Annotated in this window: 16 protein-coding genes; 10 read left to right on the top strand and 6 right to left on the bottom strand. The window is 67.2% G+C overall.

All coding sequences use genetic code 11. The features are described from left to right. Positions 1-64: 64 nt before the first annotated feature. From QFZ46_RS05165 to QFZ46_RS05155, 3 genes are read right to left on the bottom strand one after another with little or no spacing between them, the layout of a single operon-like run. On the bottom strand, positions 65-1,957 hold the full coding sequence (locus QFZ46_RS05165) for a BCCT family transporter (protein WP_307359022.1): 1,893 nt from the start codon (positions 1,955-1,957) through the stop codon (positions 65-67). Positions 1,958-1,996: 39 nt separating this feature from the next. After that, a complete protein-coding gene (locus QFZ46_RS05160; protein WP_307364501.1) occupies positions 1,997-3,322 on the bottom strand; it encodes an MFS transporter in 1,326 nt (441 codons plus the stop codon). A gap of 5 nt (positions 3,323-3,327) precedes the next feature. Continuing rightward, the gene (locus tag QFZ46_RS05155) at positions 3,328-3,768 is read right to left on the bottom strand and encodes a MarR family winged helix-turn-helix transcriptional regulator (protein ID WP_307359021.1); all 441 of its coding nucleotides are present in this window, start codon (positions 3,766-3,768) and stop codon (positions 3,328-3,330) included. A gap of 54 nt (positions 3,769-3,822) precedes the next feature. Here QFZ46_RS05155 and QFZ46_RS05150 point away from each other — a divergent pair, with 54 nt between their 5' ends. The 4 genes from QFZ46_RS05150 to QFZ46_RS05135 all read left to right on the top strand — a co-directional run bounded on the left by QFZ46_RS05150 (position 3,823) and on the right by QFZ46_RS05135 (position 7,487). Further along, positions 3,823-4,557 (top strand): copper homeostasis protein CutC, encoded by a 735-nt coding sequence (locus QFZ46_RS05150; RefSeq protein ID WP_307359020.1) that lies wholly within the window; start codon positions 3,823-3,825, stop codon positions 4,555-4,557. Positions 4,558-4,653: 96 nt separating this feature from the next. Then, a complete protein-coding gene (locus tag QFZ46_RS05145; RefSeq protein WP_307359019.1) occupies positions 4,654-5,514 on the top strand; it encodes an alpha/beta fold hydrolase in 861 nt (286 codons plus the stop codon). Between the two features lie 33 nt (positions 5,515-5,547). Continuing rightward, the gene (locus QFZ46_RS05140) at positions 5,548-6,597 is read left to right on the top strand and encodes a lipoyl protein ligase domain-containing protein (protein WP_307359017.1); all 1,050 of its coding nucleotides are present in this window, start codon (positions 5,548-5,550) and stop codon (positions 6,595-6,597) included. Further along, positions 6,594-7,487 (top strand): DNA-methyltransferase, encoded by an 894-nt coding sequence (locus tag QFZ46_RS05135; RefSeq protein ID WP_373457665.1) that lies wholly within the window; start codon positions 6,594-6,596, stop codon positions 7,485-7,487. The genes QFZ46_RS05140 and QFZ46_RS05135 overlap by 4 nt, the downstream gene beginning before the upstream one ends. On the opposite strand, the gene aztA is transcribed toward QFZ46_RS05135, so the two are convergent. Beyond that, a complete protein-coding gene (aztA, locus tag QFZ46_RS05130) occupies positions 7,474-8,139 on the bottom strand; it encodes a zinc ABC transporter ATP-binding protein AztA (RefSeq protein WP_307359016.1) in 666 nt (221 codons plus the stop codon). The genes QFZ46_RS05135 and aztA overlap by 14 nt on opposite strands. A gap of 55 nt (positions 8,140-8,194) precedes the next feature. Between aztA and aztB the strand changes: the two genes are divergently transcribed. From aztB to aztD, 4 genes are read left to right on the top strand one after another with little or no spacing between them, the layout of a single operon-like run. After that, positions 8,195-9,049, top strand: coding sequence for a zinc ABC transporter permease AztB (aztB, locus tag QFZ46_RS05125; RefSeq protein ID WP_307359013.1), 855 nt, complete (start codon positions 8,195-8,197; stop codon positions 9,047-9,049). Then, positions 9,046-10,248, top strand: coding sequence for a hypothetical protein (locus QFZ46_RS05120; protein ID WP_307359011.1), 1,203 nt, complete (start codon positions 9,046-9,048; stop codon positions 10,246-10,248). Before aztB ends, QFZ46_RS05120 begins: the two co-directional genes overlap by 4 nt. Further along, complete coding sequence (locus tag QFZ46_RS05115; RefSeq protein WP_307359009.1) at positions 10,245-11,192, top strand: metal ABC transporter substrate-binding protein; 948 nt, start codon at positions 10,245-10,247, stop codon at positions 11,190-11,192. The genes QFZ46_RS05120 and QFZ46_RS05115 overlap by 4 nt, the downstream gene beginning before the upstream one ends. Positions 11,193-11,227: 35 nt before the next feature. Next, complete coding sequence (aztD, locus tag QFZ46_RS05110; protein WP_307359008.1) at positions 11,228-12,415, top strand: zinc metallochaperone AztD; 1,188 nt, start codon at positions 11,228-11,230, stop codon at positions 12,413-12,415. 105 nt (positions 12,416-12,520) lie between these two features. On the opposite strand, the gene QFZ46_RS05105 is transcribed toward aztD, so the two are convergent. Together QFZ46_RS05105 and QFZ46_RS05100 are read right to left on the bottom strand one after the other, a co-directional pair. Then, positions 12,521-13,954, bottom strand: coding sequence for a carboxylesterase/lipase family protein (locus tag QFZ46_RS05105; protein WP_307359006.1), 1,434 nt, complete (start codon positions 13,952-13,954; stop codon positions 12,521-12,523). A 36-nt stretch (positions 13,955-13,990) separates the two neighbouring features. Next, a complete protein-coding gene (locus QFZ46_RS05100) occupies positions 13,991-14,944 on the bottom strand; it encodes a LacI family DNA-binding transcriptional regulator (RefSeq protein WP_307359004.1) in 954 nt (317 codons plus the stop codon). Positions 14,945-15,146: 202 nt separating this feature from the next. Here QFZ46_RS05100 and QFZ46_RS05095 point away from each other — a divergent pair, with 202 nt between their 5' ends. Both QFZ46_RS05095 and QFZ46_RS05090 read left to right on the top strand, forming a co-directional pair. Beyond that, positions 15,147-16,766, top strand: a complete 1,620-nt coding sequence (locus QFZ46_RS05095) for an ABC transporter permease (protein ID WP_307359002.1) — start codon at positions 15,147-15,149, stop codon at positions 16,764-16,766. Beyond that, positions 16,763-17,758: an ABC transporter ATP-binding protein gene (locus QFZ46_RS05090; protein ID WP_307359000.1), complete on the top strand. Its 996-nt coding sequence runs from the start codon at positions 16,763-16,765 to the stop codon at positions 17,756-17,758. Before QFZ46_RS05095 ends, QFZ46_RS05090 begins: the two co-directional genes overlap by 4 nt. Positions 17,759-17,775: the final 17 nt, after the last annotated feature.

Below are 17,775 nucleotides of genomic sequence, written 5' to 3'. Positions count from 1 at the left end.
GTGCGTTTCGCACACGGTCAGTGCGACCGTATGCACGGACCGCACATCGGCGTTCGTGGATCGCTCAACGCACGGGTGGCTCTTGATCCTCGCCGTGCGACGGGACGTCCTGGTCGTCATGCGCCGAGAACTCATCCGCTGACACCAGATCATCGACGTCGAGCATGGCCGGTCCGGCATCCGCCCGGCTCTCTGCACCGAGCAGCTCCGCAGGGATGCGGATCGGCGTCGTCGGTGCGACCGGCAGCCCGAGGCGGCGCTGGAGATTGCGCAGCCAGCGGGGCTGCGCGCCGAGCAGCCCCGTCTCGTCGCGCGCCTCCACCTCGAGACCGTAGTAGTCGCCGATCTTGTCGATGAGCTGCGCCCGTTCTGCTCTGGCGTACGCCCGCCGTTCTCGGATGAACGCCACCATCGTCGACCAGCAGATCAGCAGCATCACGATGCTGAAGGGCAGGGCGATCGTGATGGCGGCCGTCTGCAGGGCGGTCAGGCCGCCCGCGAGCAGCAGGGCGATCGCGAGTGCCGCAGTGACCAGCACGAAGAAGGTGCGGATCCAGCGCTTCGGGTTCTGCTGCCCGCCGGTGGCGATCATGCCCATCACCAGTGCGCCGGAATCCGCCGATGTGACGAAGAAGATCCCGATGAGCAGGATGACGCCGATCGTGATGACCTGTGTTCCAGGAACGTGCTCGAGCATCTGGAACAGAGCGCCTTGCAGATCGACCTTGCCTTCAGCGTCCAACAAGGCGCCCGGCTCCTGAAGCTCGATCGCGAGTGCGGATCCGCCGAGCACCGAGAACCAGAGGATGCCGAGCAGTGTCGGAACGAGGATGACGCCGGCGACGAACTCGCGCACCGTGCGTCCCTTCGACACTCGGGCGATGAAGATCCCGACGAACGGTGCCCAGGAGATCCACCAACCCCAGTAGAACGAGGTCCACTGCGCCTGCCATTCCTCACCGGCCGTGCCCTGGAACGCGCTGACGTTGAAGGAGAGTCCGACGAAGTTCTGGATGTAGTAACCGATCGATTGGACGAAATCCCGGAGCAGGAACTCACTCGGTCCCATCACGAGCAGGTAGAGGACGAGGACACCGGCCAGAACGAGGTTCACCGTCGACAGCCACTTCATGCCCTTCGTGACTCCGGAGAGCACCGACGCGAGCACGAACACCGAGATGACCAGGATGATGATGACCTGAGTGGTCGCGTCGGGCTTCGTGAAGCCGGCGGCATCGAGGCCGGCGCTGATCTGCAGCACTCCGAGACCCAGAGAGGTGGCCACGCCGAACAGCGTGCCCACCAGTGCGATGATGTCGATCGCGTGACCCCAGCCGCCCTCGACGCGCTTTCCGAGCAACGGCTCCAGCGTCCATCGGATGGAGATCGGACGCTTGCGACGGTGGATGGCGTAGGCGAGGGCGAGGCCGATGACGACGTAGATCGACCACGCGTGGATGCCCCAGTGCAGATACGTCTGGCCGAGGGCCGCCTGCGCGAGCTGCTCCGGCGTTCCTGCGACGCCGGGCCGCGGGGTGACGAAGTGGGTCAGCGGCTCCGATACGCCGTAGAACACCAGCCCGATGCCCATGCCCGCGGCGAAAAGCAGCGAGAACCAGCTCATCAGTGAGAACTCCGGCTCGTCGTCATCCTTGCCGAGCTTGATGTCGCCGAACCGGCTGAAGCCGAGGTACAGGCTGAATGCCACGAACACGACGGCGATGAGCACGTAATACCAGTTGAACGCATTGACGATCGTGGTCTGGATGGTCTTGAAGAGCGACTCGGCGATGCCCGGTGCGATCAACGTGAACGCCACGAAGACGATCACGATCACCGCCGCCGGCCAGAACACCCAGCGCTGGACGGCGGGAAGCGTGCGGCGAGGTGCGGCCGCGGGATCCGCGGAGGCCGATGGGGGAAGGTACGTGCCCTGTGAGTTCTCCGGTTCGCTCATCCCCTCCACGCTAGCCAGATACGAGGATGAGCGGGAGTGTCAGTCCGCGCGCACGGTCCTGATCGGCGTGGTGGCCGCGGCGACCTCATCGCTGAACTCGACCGGGTCGGCACGCATGACCGAGATCGGTCGTGTCTCGTCCAACGTGAGGCGGAAGCGGGTGTTCTCCCGCCGGTGGAGTCGGCCGGATGCCAGCATCCATGTCACGCCGACCGCCATCGCGACGAGCCCGGCGATGCCGCCGAAGAGGATCGAGGCGCGGGGGCCGGCGGCATCCGTTATCCAACCGGCGATCGGCGCGCCGATCGGAGTGGAGCCCATGACGACGGCCATGTACAGAGCCAGCACGCGACCTCGCAGGGCGGGGTCCGTCGTGGTCTGCACGTAGCCATTCGCCGTCGTGAGCATGGTCACGGTCGAGAAGCCGACGAAGATGAGGACGGTCGCGTAGCTCCAGTAGTTCGGCATCCAGGACGAGATCACCGATGCCAGGCCGAAGCCTCCGGCCGCGATGACCAGCACTCGGATGCGCGCCCGATCTCGACGCGCGGCGAGAAGGGCGCCGACGAGCGATCCGATCGCCAGCACTGAGCTCAGCACGCCGTAACCATCCGCTTCTCGCCCGAACTCCAGCGCCATCGTCGAGGCGTAGATCGGGAAGTTCATCCCGAACGCGCCGATCAGGAACACCATGACGAAGGTCACTTTGAGGTCGCTCCGACCCCAGACGTAGCGGAAGCCCTCGGCGAGACCGGTTCGTCCGCTGTTCTTGATGCGGGGGAGCAGCTCGCGGGAGCGGATCAGGACGAGAGCGATCAGCATGGCGAGGAAGGTCGCCGCGTTGATCACGAACACCCAGCCGGTGCCGACCGCGACGATCAGAAGGCCGCCGACGGCGGGGCCGATGAGCCGCGCCATGTTGAACGACGCCGAGTTGAGCGCAACGGCGTTGGATGCGTCGCCCACTGAGACCATGTCGGACACGAACGCCTGACGTGCGGGGGCGTCGAAGGCATTCGTGATTCCGAAGGCCAGCGCGAAGCAGAACATCAGCGGCAGCGTCATGACTCCGGTGAGCAGAAGTGCGGCGACGCCGAGTGCGAGCGCCATGAGCACCGTCTGGGTGAGCAGGAGGATCTTGCGCCGGTCGAAGCGGTCGGCGACCCAGCCGGTGAGGCTCACCAGCACCAGCGGCGGGCCGAACTGCAGCGCCATGGTGAAGCCCATCGCGGTGGCGTCGTTGTCCGTCAGTTCGGTGAGCACCACCCAATCCTGGGCGGTGGCCTGCATCCATCCGCCGACGTTCGACACCAGAGCGCCGAGGAACCAGATCCGGTAGTTGAACGAGCTGAAGGATCGGAACATGGCAGTCATCGTTCGGCCACCTTCCGCATGAGGGCTGCCGCTTCCCGCAGCGTGCGCAGCTCATCGTCAGTGAAGTCGAACTCGGAGAGGGCGTCGGCGAGCGCGGCATCGCGCTTCTGCACAGTCGCGGTGACGACGGCGGTGCCGGCATCCGTGATCTCGATGTAGACGCGCCGCCGATCCTCGTCGCTCGGCACCCTGACGACGTGACCGCTCTCGGCGAGCCCGTCCACGATGTTCGACATCGTCGGAGCGCTCACCCGCTCACGCTGTGCGAGCTCGCCCACCGGCAGCCGACCGTTGCCGCGCAGGCACGCGAGCACAGCGAACTGCGCGTCGCTGATGCTGTCGACCGCGCGTTCGCGGCGCAGGCGTCGGGCAAGGCGGAAAGTCGCCAGGCGCAGATCGGTGGCGGTGGCGTGCAGAAGGTCATCCGATTCGATCATTACTTAGGTAGTCTAACTAAACTTCCTGAAAAAAGGGAGGGCAGAATGGGTGGCGTGAACATTGCACTCGAGCTCGCCGTCCAGGGTCCTGCAGGCGTGCGCGTCGCACGTGAGGTCGGTGCAGCCCGCGTCGAGCTGACTCAGGCGCTCGCGCTCGGGGGCCTCACCCCGTCACCGGCGACGCTCGAACTCGCTCGCGATGCGGCGGGGGATGACGGGCCCGAGATCCACGTGCTCATCCGCCCGCGTGCCGGCGGGTTCCACTACGACGCAGACGAGCTCGCGATCTCGGTGCGCGACGTCGAATGGGCGGTCGCGAACGGTGCGGATGGTGTCGTCATCGGCGCGCTGGACTCGTCCGGCGCGCTAGATCTTGATGCGATGGCGAGACTGCGGGATGCCGCGGGCGATGCGTCCGTCACACTTCACCGCGCGATCGATGTCACCGCCGACCCGGTGGCGACGCTGGAGCTCGCCGTCCAGCTCGGGCTGCGTCGTGTGCTGACATCCGGGGGAGCGTCGACCGCGCTCGAGGGGATGGATGCGCTGCGCGCACTCGTCGCTGCGGCCGACGGTCGGATCGAGGTCATGGCCGGCAGCGGAGTGGTGGCGACCGGAGCAGCGGAGCTCGCGGCCACGGGCATCGATGCACTGCACTTCTCGGCTAAACGCGCCGTCCACGGCGACAGCGCAGGAGTGCGAATGGGCTCCGCCTCGGACGGCGTCGGCGGGTACGAGGTCACCGATCGTGACGCGGCGTTCGCCGTGCGTCGTGCCCTCGCCCTCTGACGGGATCCGACGGGCTGTTCCTCGAGAGACCGCCGAATGTGACGGCGCATCTGACATGCCGCTGGCGCGCGCGTGACTGATCCGTAGACTCGACGCATGCCCCAGACTTCGGAGTTCACCGACGCGCACGGCGTCGCGATCGTCTACGACGTCCACGTGGCGGTGGGGGTGCCACGCGGAGTGGTGCAGCTTCTGCACGGCGTCGGCGAGCACGCCGGGCGCTACGGCGCGCTCATCGGCGCGCTCACCGGCCAGGGCTTCACCGTGTACGCCGACGATCATCGCGGTCACGGGAGAACCGGCATCCGCCAGCACGACGGTCAGACGGCGAAACTCGGAAAGCTCGGCAAGGGCGGATTGCGCGCGGCCGAGGACGCGATATGGCAGTTGACCGGCATCATCCGCGCCGAGAACCCCGACCTGCCCCTCGTGCTGCTCGGACATTCCTGGGGATCGTTCCTCGCACAGATGCTCGTCAACGACCATCCGGAGGCGTGGGACGCCGTGGTCCTCTCCGGTTCGGCACTGCGCACTCCTCGCGACCTCAATGCCGCACCGTTGAACGCTCGTTGGGAGGTCGCGGACGCGACCGGCTACGAATGGCTCAGTCGCGACCCCGCGGTGTGGAAGGCGTTCGACGACGATCCGCTCACCACGAACGTGCCGCTGCTGAAGCTGTTCGGGCCCGTCGAGGCGCTGAAGCTCTACGGCCGGCCGGCGAAGAACCTCGGTCGAGACATCCCCATGCTGCTGCTGGTCGGTCGCGATGATCCGGTCGGCGGTCCGCGCAGCGTGCACAAGCTCGCGGACGAGTACCGCAGCCGCTCGGGCCTCACCGATGTCACGACGCTGGTGTACCCGGATGCGAGGCACGAGATCTTCAACGAACTGCAGCAGGATGAGGTCCGCGCCGACCTCCTCGCGTGGCTCGACAAGCACATTCCGGCCCGGGACTGAGACCGCGCACGCCACGCGGCTTAAGCTGTACTCGTGCATGGTGAGTACAAGGTCCCCGGTGGAAAGCTGGTCGTCGTCGATCTCGAGGTCGAGAACGGTCGCCTGACCGACTTCCGACTCGCGGGAGACTTCTTCCTCGAACCCGACAGCGCGCTGGAGGACATCAACGCGGCGGTCAACGGACTGCCCGTGGAGACGGATGCCACGGCCATCGCCGCCGCGGTCCGTGAGTCGCTCCCCGCGGGGGCGCAACTGCTCGGCTTCAACCCCGAATCCGTCGGTACCGCTGTGCGCCGTGCGCTCGTCACTGCTCCGGGCTGGCGCGACTTCGACTGGGAGATCGTGCACGAGAAGGCGGTCTCGCCGCGTATGAACCTCGCGCTCGATGAGGTGCTCACGTCCCGCGTCGGAGAGGGCCGCCGCCGCCCCACGCTGCGGATCTGGGAATGGGACGAATCGGCCGTCGTCATCGGCTCGTTCCAGTCGTACCGCAACGAGGTCGATCCCGAAGGTGCAGCGAAGCACGGTTTCGACGTCGTGCGCCGCATCTCCGGCGGAGGTGCGATGCTCATGGCCGCGGGGCAGATCATCACGTACTCGCTGTATGTGCCGGCATCGCTCGTGCAGGGCCTGACTTTCGCCGACTCGTACGCGTTCCTCGACGACTGGGTGCTGCAGGCGCTGAAGTCGGTCGGTGTCGATGCCACGTACCAGCCGCTCAATGACATCGCGAGCCCGACGGGAAAGATCGGCGGCGCGGCGCAGAAGCGCCTCGCGAACGGTGGAGTGCTGCACCACGCGACGATCTCGTACGACATCGACGGTCAGGTCATGACCGAGGTGCTGCGCATCGGCCGCGAGAAGCTCAGCGACAAGGGCACGACCTCTGCGGCGAAGCGGGTCGATCCGCTCCGTACCCAGACCGGACTCAGCCGTGCCGAGATCATCGAGAGCTTCAAGGCGACGTTCCGTTCGCTGACCGATGCGGAAGACGGTGCGATCACCGCCGACGAGTACGCCGATGCGGAGGCGCTCGTGAAATCGAAGTTCGCGACCGACGCGTGGCTGCATCGCGTGCCGTGAGAGACGTTCCGAACCGACCCCAGCCCGAAGCGTCACCTGTGCGCGGTGCCGTCACGATCATCCAGGGCGACAATCTCGCGGCCGCACGCACTCTGCCCTCGGCATCCTTCACCCTCGTCTATCTCGATCCGCCCTTCAACACCGGTCGCACGCAGAACCGCCAGGTGATGACGGCCCGACGCACGTCTGGCGAAGCCGAGCCGACAGGGGAGGTCCGGCACGGCTTCCACGGGCACGAGTACGAGCGCGTGCGCGGGATGCTGCGCACCTACGACGACAGCTTCGACGACTACGGCGACTTCCTCATGCCGCGCCTGGAGGAAGCCTGGCGCCTGCTCGGCGATGACGGCACGCTCTACCTGCACCTCGACTATCGCGAGGCGCACTACGCCAAGGTGATGCTCGACGCCGTGTTCGGCCGCGACAGTTTCCTCAACGAGCTCATCTGGGCGTACGACTACGGTGCCAAATCCCGTCGGCGCTGGCCGACCAAGCACGACACGATCCTCGTCTACGTGAAGACCCCGGGTGCACACGTGTTCAACGCCGACGACATCGATCGCGAACCGTACATGGCGCCGGGTCTGGTCACGACGGAGAAGGCTGCAAGAGGCAAGCTCCCAACCGATGTCTGGTGGCACACGATCGTGCCGACGACAGGGCGGGAGAAGACCGGCTATCCGACGCAGAAGCCGGAGGGCATCCTGCGCCGGATCGTGCAGGCGTCGAGCAGGCCGGGCGATCGAGTGCTCGACCTCTTCGCCGGAAGCGGGACGACCGGGGCGGTGGCTTCCGCCCTCGGGCGTGACGCGGTGCTCGTCGACGACAACCCCGAGGCCGTGCGCATCATGACGAAGCGGATGCCGCACGCCGAGGTCACGACGCCCTGACCACGCGTCCGTCCTGAAGTTCCAGGACATCGTCGACAGCGGTGAACTCCGCGATGTCATGAGTGACGGCGATGACGGCGGAACCGGTCGCGGTGAGATGACCGATCGTCGTCGCGATGACCGCGCGCGAACGGGAGTCGAGTCCTGCCATCGGCTCGTCGAGCAGCACCAGGTCGGCGCGCTGCACGAGCGCCTGCGCCAGGAGTGCGCGCTGCCGCTGCCCGCCCGAGAGCGTGCCGACCGGCCGCCTGGCGAGGTCGGCGAGGTCGACGGTGCCGATGGCGTCCACGACGAGGTCGCGATCGACTCGGCGAGCAGGGCGCCAGGTGCCGAGCCGTCCCCACGTGCCCATCGCGACGATGTCTGTGACGTTCAACGGGAGATGCGCGGCGAGCGGTGTGGACTGCGGCACGAGTGCGATGCGGATGCCTGGTCGCAGATCCACGGCTCCGCGGTGAGGGGTGAGAAGCCCTGCCGCCACCTCCAGCAGCGTCGATTTTCCTGAGCCGTTGGCGCCTGTCACGGCGAGCAGCCTCCCGGCATGCGCTTCCGCGTCGACGCCGCGCAGAGCGGGGTGGCCGTCGCGATCGACGGCGATGTCGCGCAGCGAGAGTACTCGGGTGGTCGGCAGGAGGATCGAAGAAGAAGACACGCCCGCCATTATTGCAAATGAAAATCATTCTCAATAACTGCTACAGTCGCTCACTGTGTCCCTCCTGCTTGATCCCTTCACCGTCGTCTTCGTGCAGCGCGCGTTGCTGACCGGTGCGCTCGTCGCGGTGATCTGCGGTGTCGTCGGCACCTGGGTCGTTCTTCGCGGCATGGCCTTCCTCGGCGAAGCCATGGCGCACGGAATGCTCCCCGGCATCGCCGTCGCGACGCTGCTCGGCATCCCGCCGATCCTCGGTGCTGCGATCAGCGCGACGGGCATGTCGCTCGGGATAGGAATGCTCCAGCGGAGGGGGCGCCTCTCCGCCGACACCAGCATCGGGCTGCTCTTCGTGGCCAGTCTCGCGCTGGGTGTCATCGTGATCTCCGCTTCGCGAAGCTTCGCGACGGATGCCACGGCGATCCTGTTCGGCGACATCCTCGCCGCCGCGTCGACAGACGTGCTCACCCTCGCGATCGTGGCCGTCATCACGCTGGTCGTCGCTTTCCTGGGGCACCGCTCGTTCGTCGCGATCACGGTCGACCCGCGCCAGGCGCAACTGCTGGGACTCCGTCCCCAGCTCGCACACGTGCTTCTGGTCGGGCTCATCACGCTCGCGGTCGTCGCGGCGTATCAGGCCGTCGGTTCGCTGCTCGTCGTCGGCATGCTGCTCGGCCCCGCCGTCGCCGCCGGCCGTTGGGCCACCCGCATCCCCTCGACCATGGCGCTCGCCGCGCTCATCGGCACGGCATCCGTCGCCGTCGGACTTCTCATCTCCTGGCATGCCGGAACGGCCGCCGGTGCCACGATCGCCTTCGTCGCGATCGCATCGGCCGCGGCATCCGCGGCGCTTCATGGCCTTCTCGCTCAGATATCCGGGCGCCGTCGCGCCCTCGTCGAAAGGACCTCATGAGATTCCGATTCACCGCAGTGACCGGCATCCTGCTGCTCGCCTCGGCCGGATGCGCCGCGACGCCCTCGGCGCCTCCGTCGCCGGCGAACGAGACCGTCGGCGACGGACATGGCGAGATCGCCGGCGCGCACGAGCTCTCCGAGCCTGCGCTGCACCTCACAACCGTGGATGCCGACGGCGCAGTAGATCACCTCGATCTGCTCGACGAGGAGACCGAGACCCTCGCCGAGATCGAGCCGATCGAGGAGCTCGTGAGCGACGGCCGGTATCTCTTCGGCATCCGGGACGGGTCCGTCACGGTCGTCGACAGCGGTGTCTGGACGTGGAGTCACATCGACCACTTCCACTACTACGAGGCTCCGTCGCGCGTGATCGGGGAGATCGAGGGGAGCGGTCTCGCGACCGTGGTGACCGGAGACGTCGGCACGGGCATCCAGTTCGATGACGAAGCCGTGCTGATCGACACGCTCGCGCTCGCCGACGGCGAGATCGTGGAGGAGTTCCGCCTCCCCGTCGAACCGCACGCGGGCCTCATCGTCCCGCTGGCCGAGGGCGCGGTCATCACTGAGCCGGATGCCGATGGTGCTCCGCAGACGCTGCGTGTCGTCGACGCGGAGGGCGCGCCTGGGGAGAGCATCGCATGTTCGAACGCCGCGGGGACGATCACCACAGTCGTCGGAGTCGTCATCGGCTGCGCAGACGGGGCGGCGCTCTCGGTCGGCGGTGATCCTTCCGACTGGGAGCGCATCGCGTACCCGGCGGATGCTGCACCACCCGTGACCGAATTCGCCGGGCGCGAGGGTCGCCCGAGCGTGGCGGCGCTCGCCGGGCCCACCGGAGTCTGGCTGCTGGACACGCGTGAGCGGAACTGGACGTTCCAGAACGTCGGCGAGGAGATCGTGCGGGTTGCGGCGGTGAGTGACGACGCGGACCGGGTGCTGGCGCTCACCGCGAGCGGATCGGTGCTCGTGCTCGCCGGAGGCGAGGTCGTCTCGCGCACAGAACCGCTTGTCGCGGCATCCGTCGCTGACCCGGAGCTTGCGGCGGGCGTGACATTCGTCGTCGACCAGAACAGGGCGTACCTCAACGGTCCTGCCGAGCAGGCGCTGTGGGAGATCGACCCGGCGGACGCCGCACGCATCGCGCGCACCTTCGAGACAGTGACCATGCCGTTTCACCTCGCAGGGACCGGGCGATGAGCAGGAACCGGCCGATGAGCCGGAGCCGAGCGATGAGCATGGTCGGTCGCGCGGTCGCGGCAGTGCTCGCCGCGGCCTTCGCCGTCGGCGCGCTCGCCGGATGCGCACCCGGAGGCGGCGACCGCCCCAGCGTGTATGTCACGACGAACATCCTCGGCGACGTCGTGTCCGAGATCGCCGGTGATCACCTTGACATCGTGACACTGATGGCACCGGGTGCCGATCCGCACTCCTTCGAGCTCTCCGCACAGCAGGCGGCGGGGCTGCGAGACGCCGAGCTCATCGTGGCGAACGGACTCGGGCTCGAGGAAGGTCTCGCCCAGCACGTCGAGGCCGCGGCAGAAGAGGGTGTGCCCGTCATGGAAGCCGGTGAGCACGTCGAGGTGCTCGAGTACGCGGAAGGCGCCGGGCCCGACCCGCACTTCTGGACCGATCCTGCGCAGATGATCCTGGTCGTCGATGCGCTCGCACCGGCGCTCGCCGAGCTCGCCGGTGACGAAGAGGCCGAGGTCCTTGCCGCTGCTGCGAGCTACCGGGAGGACCTGAGCGCGCTCGATGAGCAGATGGCTGAGTCGCTTTCGGAGATTCCCGCAGAGCACCGCGCGCTCGTGACGAATCACCATGTCTTCGGCTACCTCGCTCGTCGCTACGACGTGACTCTGCTCGGGGCGGCGATCCCCGGCGGCACGACGCTCGCCGCACCCAGTCCCGCCGATCTCCAGGAACTCGTGGACGCGATCGACACCGCCGGCGTCCGCACGATCTTCGCCGAGTCATCGCAACCCGATCGGCTCGTGCAGGTGCTCGCCGAGGAAGCGGACCGCGAGGTCGCCGTCGTCGAGCTCATCACCGAGTCTCTCGCGCCGCCCGGCGAACCCGGCGACACGTATCTCGACATGATGCACGTCAACACCGAGCGCATCACCACGGGCCTCAGCCCATGACCCCCCGCCCGAGAGGGCGACACGAAAGGAAAACCATGACACAGCTGAAAAGAACCATGCGCTTCGCGGCGGGCGCCGGAGTCGCCGCACTCCTGCTGGCGGGTTGCAGTGCGGGGTCGGCCGCGGAGACCGACACCGTTCCCAGCAGTTCGGACGCACCGGCGGACGGCCCCCGCGTCGCTGTGGCGTACGAAGGCGGAGTGCTCATCGTCGACGGCGAGTCCCTCGAGGTGATCGATGATCTGCCGACCGAGGACTTCGTCCGGCTCAACCCCGCAGGCGACGGACGGCACGCATTCGTGACCACGTCGGAGGGCTTCCAGCTGCTCGATGTGCGCGAACCCGAACTCACCGACCTGGTGGTCGAAGCCGCCGCTGCAGGGCACGTCGTCCGTCACGGCGGCAAGACCGTGCTCTACGACGATGCGACCAGCGACACCACCATCTTCGACACCGACTCGCTCGCCGACGTCGACGGCGAGCTGCCGGAAGCGGACGTCGTCGAAGGGGTGGACGCGCACCACGGCGTCTCGGTGGTGCTGGAGGACGGAACGTTCGTCACGACCGTCGGTGACGCGGCCGGGCGCTCCGGCATCCGGGCCGTGGATGCAGGCGGTGCGGAGATCGCGGCCAGTGCGGAGTGCCCCGGCGTGCACGGCGAGGGCACAGCGCAGGGAGAGGCGGTCGTCTTCGGCTGCGAGAACGGTGCGCTCGTCTTCGACGACGGCGAGATCACGAAGCTCACCTCGCCCGATGAGTACGGCCGCATCGGCAATGCATATGTCTCCGAGAACAGCCCGCTCGTCGTGATGGACTACAAGGACGACCCCGACATGGAGGGCTACCTTCTCACCGACATCGCGCTGGTGGACACAGAGGCGAAGACACTCGAGAAGGTTGCTCTTCCGGAGGGCGTCAGCTACACCTTCCGTGGCGTGACGCGTGTCGAGAACGGTGACGCGGTACTCATCGGCTCCGATGGCAAGCTGCACCTCATCGACCCCGCGACCGGTGCGATCACGGCGTCCTACGATGCGATCGATGCGTGGGAGGGGCCGAGTGAATGGCAGCAGCCGCACCCGGCCATCGCTGCACTCGGCAACGTCGTCTACGTCACCGACGCCGCCAACAGCACCATCGTCACGTTGGATGCCGCCACTGGAGAGGTTCTCGCTTCCGCGGAGCTTCCCGAGGTGCCCAACGAGATCGCGGTCGTGGGCTAGCGTGACTCACTCCTGACCCGGCGTAAGAAGAGTTTCCGGGCTTCACCACGGGATGAAGCCCGGAAACTCTTCTTCGAACCCTTTCGCAGAGTAGGGCCTCGCGACTCAGAGCAATGCGAGCACGCTGTCGTACGCGGTGTCAGTGACGACGGCGTCCGCGCCCGCTCCGCCGAAGACCCGCGTTGTTCCCGGCTGCGCGCGCCACGGCGCCCAACCGGGATCGCCGGCGGTGATCAACGAAACCGCTGCACCGTGCAGTTCATCCGCGAGCGACTGCGGCGGATGCGGCCCGGTAAGGGCGTCGACGCGCACTCGGTCCAGTCCATCGAACCAGAACGGCACGTCGAGGCAGTGGCATGCCCAGCCCTTCGCAGACGAGACCCAGCTGAACCGGTACGTCCAGGTCGCGGCATCCACACTCTGCCGTGCTTCGGCCACCCGGGGGACGAGCACTCGGAAGATGTGGTCGCTGATGTAGCGCCCGACCATCGCAGCGGTGCCGAGTGCGCGCTGCGATGCGTTCGCCTCGAAGTAGGCGCGGCGTGCATCGCGGTTCCTGATGAAAGGACGCAGCAGCAGTGCCGGCGGAATCATGCGCAGCTTCGACTCTTCGCGCTCTGCAACCATCGTGAACTCATCGTCGGCGGCGCCCAGCAGCAGCGGCTTGTCGCCGCCGATGCCTGCGCGCAGCGCGTCGACGGTCGGCTGCGCGATGAGGTCGCCGTCGATCATCGGCCCCCAGGGCAGGCCGTTCGCGAGCTGATCCGTCAGCGCGGCGAGGCCGCGTCTGGCGCTCGCCGCCTTGGCCTGCAGAGAGAGCAGGGTCGCCTCATCCGCCGATCGGAATCCGTAGAGGTCGGCCGTGACGCCGGCGATCGCAGCCAGCCGCGTCGATCGCTCGCGCGCCTCGTCGAGTGGCACATCGGCCAACGCGCCGGAGACCGACAGCGCCTGGTGGAACAGGTGCTGGGTCGACGGCATCCCGAGAAGTGTCAGAACGGCGCCTCCGCCGGCGGACTGCCCGCCGATCGTCACGCGACCAGGGTCACCGCCGAACGCGGCGATGTTCTGCTGCACCCACTCCAGAGCGGCGATCCAGTCGCGCACGCCGCGGTTGTGCGGAGCGCCCTCGATGAAGCCGAAGCCGTCGAAGCAGAGCCGGTACGAGATCGACACCGTCACGACGCCGTCGCGATTGAAACGGCTGCCGTCGTACCAGGGGCTGGCCGGTGAGCCCTCCGTGTAGCCGCCGCCGTGAATCCACACCAGCACCGGCAGCGACGCATCCAACGATGGAGTGAACACGTTCACATTCAGCGTGCTGTCGCCCGGGATTGCGGGCTCAGGGATGAGCGTGTCCGTGCCCGTGGTGAGCAACGCGGTGGCCCCGTACTCCGTGGCGTCGAGGATCTCTGTCCACGGCTCCGGCGGCACCGGGGCCGCGAAACGCAGGTCGCCGATCGGCGGCTGGGCGAACGGGATGCCGAGGAAGGCGGCGGATGCCGCGGGTGTGCCGTGATCCCGCCAGAATCCGCGCACGGGGCCCCGAAGCCGTGGTGGCGATGGGGTCGTTGTTCATCGGTCGGCCGCCTGTTCGAAGGAGACTTCCAGTCTGGCGCGTGCGGCGGGCGCCTCGGGCGCGCCGATCCGTTCGATGAGCATCTCGGCGGCCACGCGACCGAGTTCCTGACCATCCACATCGATGGCGGGCGAGCCTGGTTCGTCCAGCGCCTCCACGATCGAGCGTTCCGAGCTGACCAGCGGCGGACGATCTCCCGCCATCAGGTACGAGAATCGCACGCCCAGACCGATCGCCGTCGCATAGGGGATGACCGCTGTCGGAGCGAACGCCCGCACCTCTTTCGCCGCCTGCGTCCCGGCAGCGAACGTCGAGGCGTAAGGCCCGATGACGGTCAGCTCGGCCCTGCCGCGGTGCGCCGCTTCCTGCACGGCGCGCGTGCGCTGGAGATCCTGCCACGACCCTTCCGGCCCGCCCACATACGCGATCCGGCGGTGGCCGTCGCGGATGATCTGCTCGACCAGCGAGCCGAAGGCGGACGCGGTATCAGCCACGACAGAGGTCACGCCGTCGATCTCCCGGTCCACGAGGACGGTCGGTGTGGTGCCGAGGGCGGAGCGGATCAGATCGTCCGTGCCGCGCGGTGCGACGACGATGAGGCCGTCGATCTGGCGTTCGAGGCGGGCCAGGCGAGGCAGCTCCGCAACGTTCTCCAGCGGGAACACGACGACGGTGAGCTGGTATCCGGAAGCATCGGCGCGAGCCTGTGCACCGGCGATGATCGGACTGAAGTAGCTGTTGTCAAGGGTCGGGACGGCGAGTGCGAGGATTCCGCTTCGACCGCCGGCGAGCAGTCGCGCCGCGTTGTTCACGACGAACCCGAGCTTGTCCGCTGCATCGTGCACTCGCTGCGCGGTTCCGGGCGTCACCAGTTCCGGGCGGGAGAAGGTGCGTGACGCAGTGGCCTTGGAGACTCCGGCGAGTCGTGCGACATCGGCGATCGTCGTCATCGCGACTCCTCTCGTCGGTTCTCCGCGTGTCCGGCTCGACACTTTGCCAGCCGACTCGGTTCCCGCTATCAAACCACGATGAGTGAAACCGGATGCAGATATTCGGCAGTCCGCGTGTTTCACCTATGTGAACAAAAGGGATTCGTCTCTTGCGTCCGATTTGTAACCGGTTACACTGATCGAGTCGCCCGAGGAGGAAGAAATGCGAAACAGAGCAACGCCCGCGCTGTTGTTGCTACCGGGGCTCGCCTTTCTGCTGATCGGATTCCTCGTTCCTTCACTCGCCATGCTGCTGGCTCCGCCGCGCACAGCGACGATCGACATCTTCGTTCGGATGGGCGAGATGCTCACCGATCCATACGACCTCGCGATCATCGGCAGAACACTGCTGCTGGGACTGGTCGTCACCGCGGTGTGCGTGATCCTCGGATTCCCGATCGCGTATCTCCTGGCCCGGTCGACATCGAAGTGGGCGGGAGTGTTCCTGGCACTGGCGATCTTCCCGCTGCTGCTGAGCAATGTGGTGCGCACCTTCGGCTGGCTCGTGGTGCTCGGTTCCAACGGGGCCCTCGGGCAGCTGCTCACCGCTCTCGGGCTCGTCGATGAGGCGCCGCAACTGCTGTACACGCCGCTGGCGATCGTGCTGGGTCTGACGCAACTCTTCCTGCCGCTCGCGATCATCACCTGCTATTCCGCGGTGTCCCAGGTGGATGCCGGTCTCGATGATGCGGCGAGGGGCCTCGGCGCGTCCCGTACCCGTACCTTCTGGGATGTCGTCGTTCCGCTCTCCCTCCCCGGCCTCGTCGTGGCGGCCACTCTCGTGTTCGCCGGATCCGTCACGGCATACACGACTCCTTACCTGCTGGGCGGATCCGGCAACCGGATGCTGTCGACGCAGCTCTTCTCATACGCGAGCGTGACGGTCGACTGGGCCGCCGCATCCGCCACGGCGTTGATCATGACCATCCTCGTCTTCCTGGTCTCGGCGATCTCGTCCATCGTCGGACGGAAGGGGGCCCACCGCATGAACACCCGCCGTCCGGTCGCCATGTCGTTGGCCGTTCTCGGCTACATCGTCATGATCGTGCCGATCCTTTTCGTGGTGGCGGTGTCATTCACGGAATCCAGGACTCTGAAGTTCCCGCCGGAGGGCTTCTCGCTGAAGTGGTTCGGCGCCGCGCTCAACTACAAGCCGTTCATGGGGTCGCTCATCACGAGTGCAGAGATCGCTCTGCTGGCGACCGTGCTCGCGCTCCTGGTCGGAGTTCCGGCGACGCTGGCCATCTACCGCGGAAAGCTGCCGGGCAAGGGGGTCGTGGAGGCGCTGTTCCTCTCGCCGCTCATCGTCCCCGAGCTGGTCGTCGGGCTCGCGCTCTTCCAGCAGCTCATCGTCACCTTCCGCATCGACAACTGGCCCGTGCTGCTGATCGGGCACACGGCCCTCCTGCTGCCCTATGCGGTGCGGGTCACGGGTGCGGCCGTGGCCGGTGCCGACCCCGCACTGGAGGAGGCGGCCAGAGGGCTCGGCGCCTCCCCATGGCGCACGTTCTGGACGATCACGCTGCCGATCCTGCGTCCGGGCATCTTCTCCGCCGCGCTGCTGAGCTTCATCACGTCGTTCAACAACGTTCCGCTCTCGCTGCTGCTGCAGAGCCGTACCACGCAGACTCTGCCCGTCACGATGCTCGACTACGTGCAGCAGAGCTACGACCCGATGGTCGCAGCCACATCGACCCTCATCCTCGCCGCCACCGTCGTCATCGCGATCATCGCGGAGAAGACGGTCGGCTTCGCCAAGATCTTCGGAGGCATCAACCGATGAACGCCGCAGCCCAGTTCGTGTCGGTCAGCCAGAGATTCGGCGACTTCACCGCGGTCGATGACATCGACCTCAGCATCCCGGCCGGGAAGCTCACGACCCTGCTCGGTCCGTCAGGTTGCGGAAAGACCACCTCGCTGCGCATGCTCGCCGGCTACACCAGGCCCACCGCAGGACGCATCCTCATCGACGGCGTCGACGCCACCACCACGCCGCCGGAGAAGCGGGGTCTGGGGATGGTGTTCCAGTCCTACGCGCTGTTCCCGCACATGACCGTCGCCGAGAACGTCGGCTACGGTCTCAAGCTGCGCGGCACATCCAAGGACGAGCGCCGCACCCGCGTCATGGAGAGTCTTGAGCTCGTCGGCCTCGCACACCTCGCCTCCCGAAAGCCCCGTGCGCTGTCCGGCGGACAGCAGCAGCGGGTGGCGCTCGCCAGAGCCATCGCGATCCGCCCCAAACTGCTTCTGCTCGACGAGCCGCTGTCGAATCTCGATGCGCGGCTCCGGGTGCAGATGCGCACTGAGATCCGCCGCATCCAGCACGAGACAGGGCTCACCGTCGTCCTCGTCACCCACGACCAGGATGAAGCCCTGGAGATGAGCGATGAGATGGTGCTGATGCGCGAGGGCCGCATCATGCAGCAAGGGGCGCCCGCCGACGTCTTCGGGGCCCCGGCAGACCGTTTCGTCGCCGACTTCCTCGGTTATGAGAACTTCGTCCGGACGGCATCCGGTCTGGTCACGGTGCGTCCTGAGCACCTCGTCGTCGAGACCGGATCGTCCGAGCGGCAGCACGCGCTCGCGCTGCCCGGCACGGTGACCGACGTCGCATATCGCGGCGTCGACCTGCTCATCACGATCGCTGCGCACGACGAATCGGGCCCGATCACCCTGCTCTCCGACATGCGTGCCGATGGGGCACCGCGGGTCGCCGTCGGAGACGCCGTGACCGCCGGTGCCGCTCGCGCGCACATCGTCGAACTCTCTGAATGACCCTCCCGAAAGGAATC

This window comes from Microbacterium murale (genome assembly GCF_030815955.1).
Classification (GTDB): domain Bacteria; phylum Actinomycetota; class Actinomycetes; order Actinomycetales; family Microbacteriaceae; genus Microbacterium; species Microbacterium murale_A.
Note: the sequence above shows the minus strand (reverse complement) of the source record. Positions and strands in the feature narration are given on the sequence as shown.

Bases quoted from the DNA above. Each gene is read 5' to 3' on its own strand.
- QFZ46_RS05165 (WP_307359022.1), bottom strand. From the start codon at position 1,957: ATGAGCGAACCGGAGAACTCACAGGGCACGTACCTTCCCCCATCGGCC.
- QFZ46_RS05160 (WP_307364501.1), bottom strand. From the start codon at position 3,322: ATGTTCCGATCCTTCAGCTCGTTCAACTACCGGATCTGGTTCCTCGGC.
- QFZ46_RS05155 (WP_307359021.1), bottom strand. From the start codon at position 3,768: ATGATCGAATCGGATGACCTTCTGCACGCCACCGCCACCGATCTGCGC.
- QFZ46_RS05145 (WP_307359019.1), top strand. From the start codon at position 4,654: ATGCCCCAGACTTCGGAGTTCACCGACGCGCACGGCGTCGCGATCGTC.
- QFZ46_RS05120 (WP_307359011.1), top strand. From the start codon at position 9,046: ATGAGATTCCGATTCACCGCAGTGACCGGCATCCTGCTGCTCGCCTCG.
- QFZ46_RS05115 (WP_307359009.1), top strand. From the start codon at position 10,245: ATGAGCAGGAACCGGCCGATGAGCCGGAGCCGAGCGATGAGCATGGTC.
- aztD (WP_307359008.1), top strand. From the start codon at position 11,228: ATGACACAGCTGAAAAGAACCATGCGCTTCGCGGCGGGCGCCGGAGTC.
- QFZ46_RS05100 (WP_307359004.1), bottom strand. From the start codon at position 14,944: ATGACGACGATCGCCGATGTCGCACGACTCGCCGGAGTCTCCAAGGCC.
- QFZ46_RS05095 (WP_307359002.1), top strand. From the start codon at position 15,147: ATGCGAAACAGAGCAACGCCCGCGCTGTTGTTGCTACCGGGGCTCGCC.
- QFZ46_RS05090 (WP_307359000.1), top strand. From the start codon at position 16,763: ATGAACGCCGCAGCCCAGTTCGTGTCGGTCAGCCAGAGATTCGGCGAC.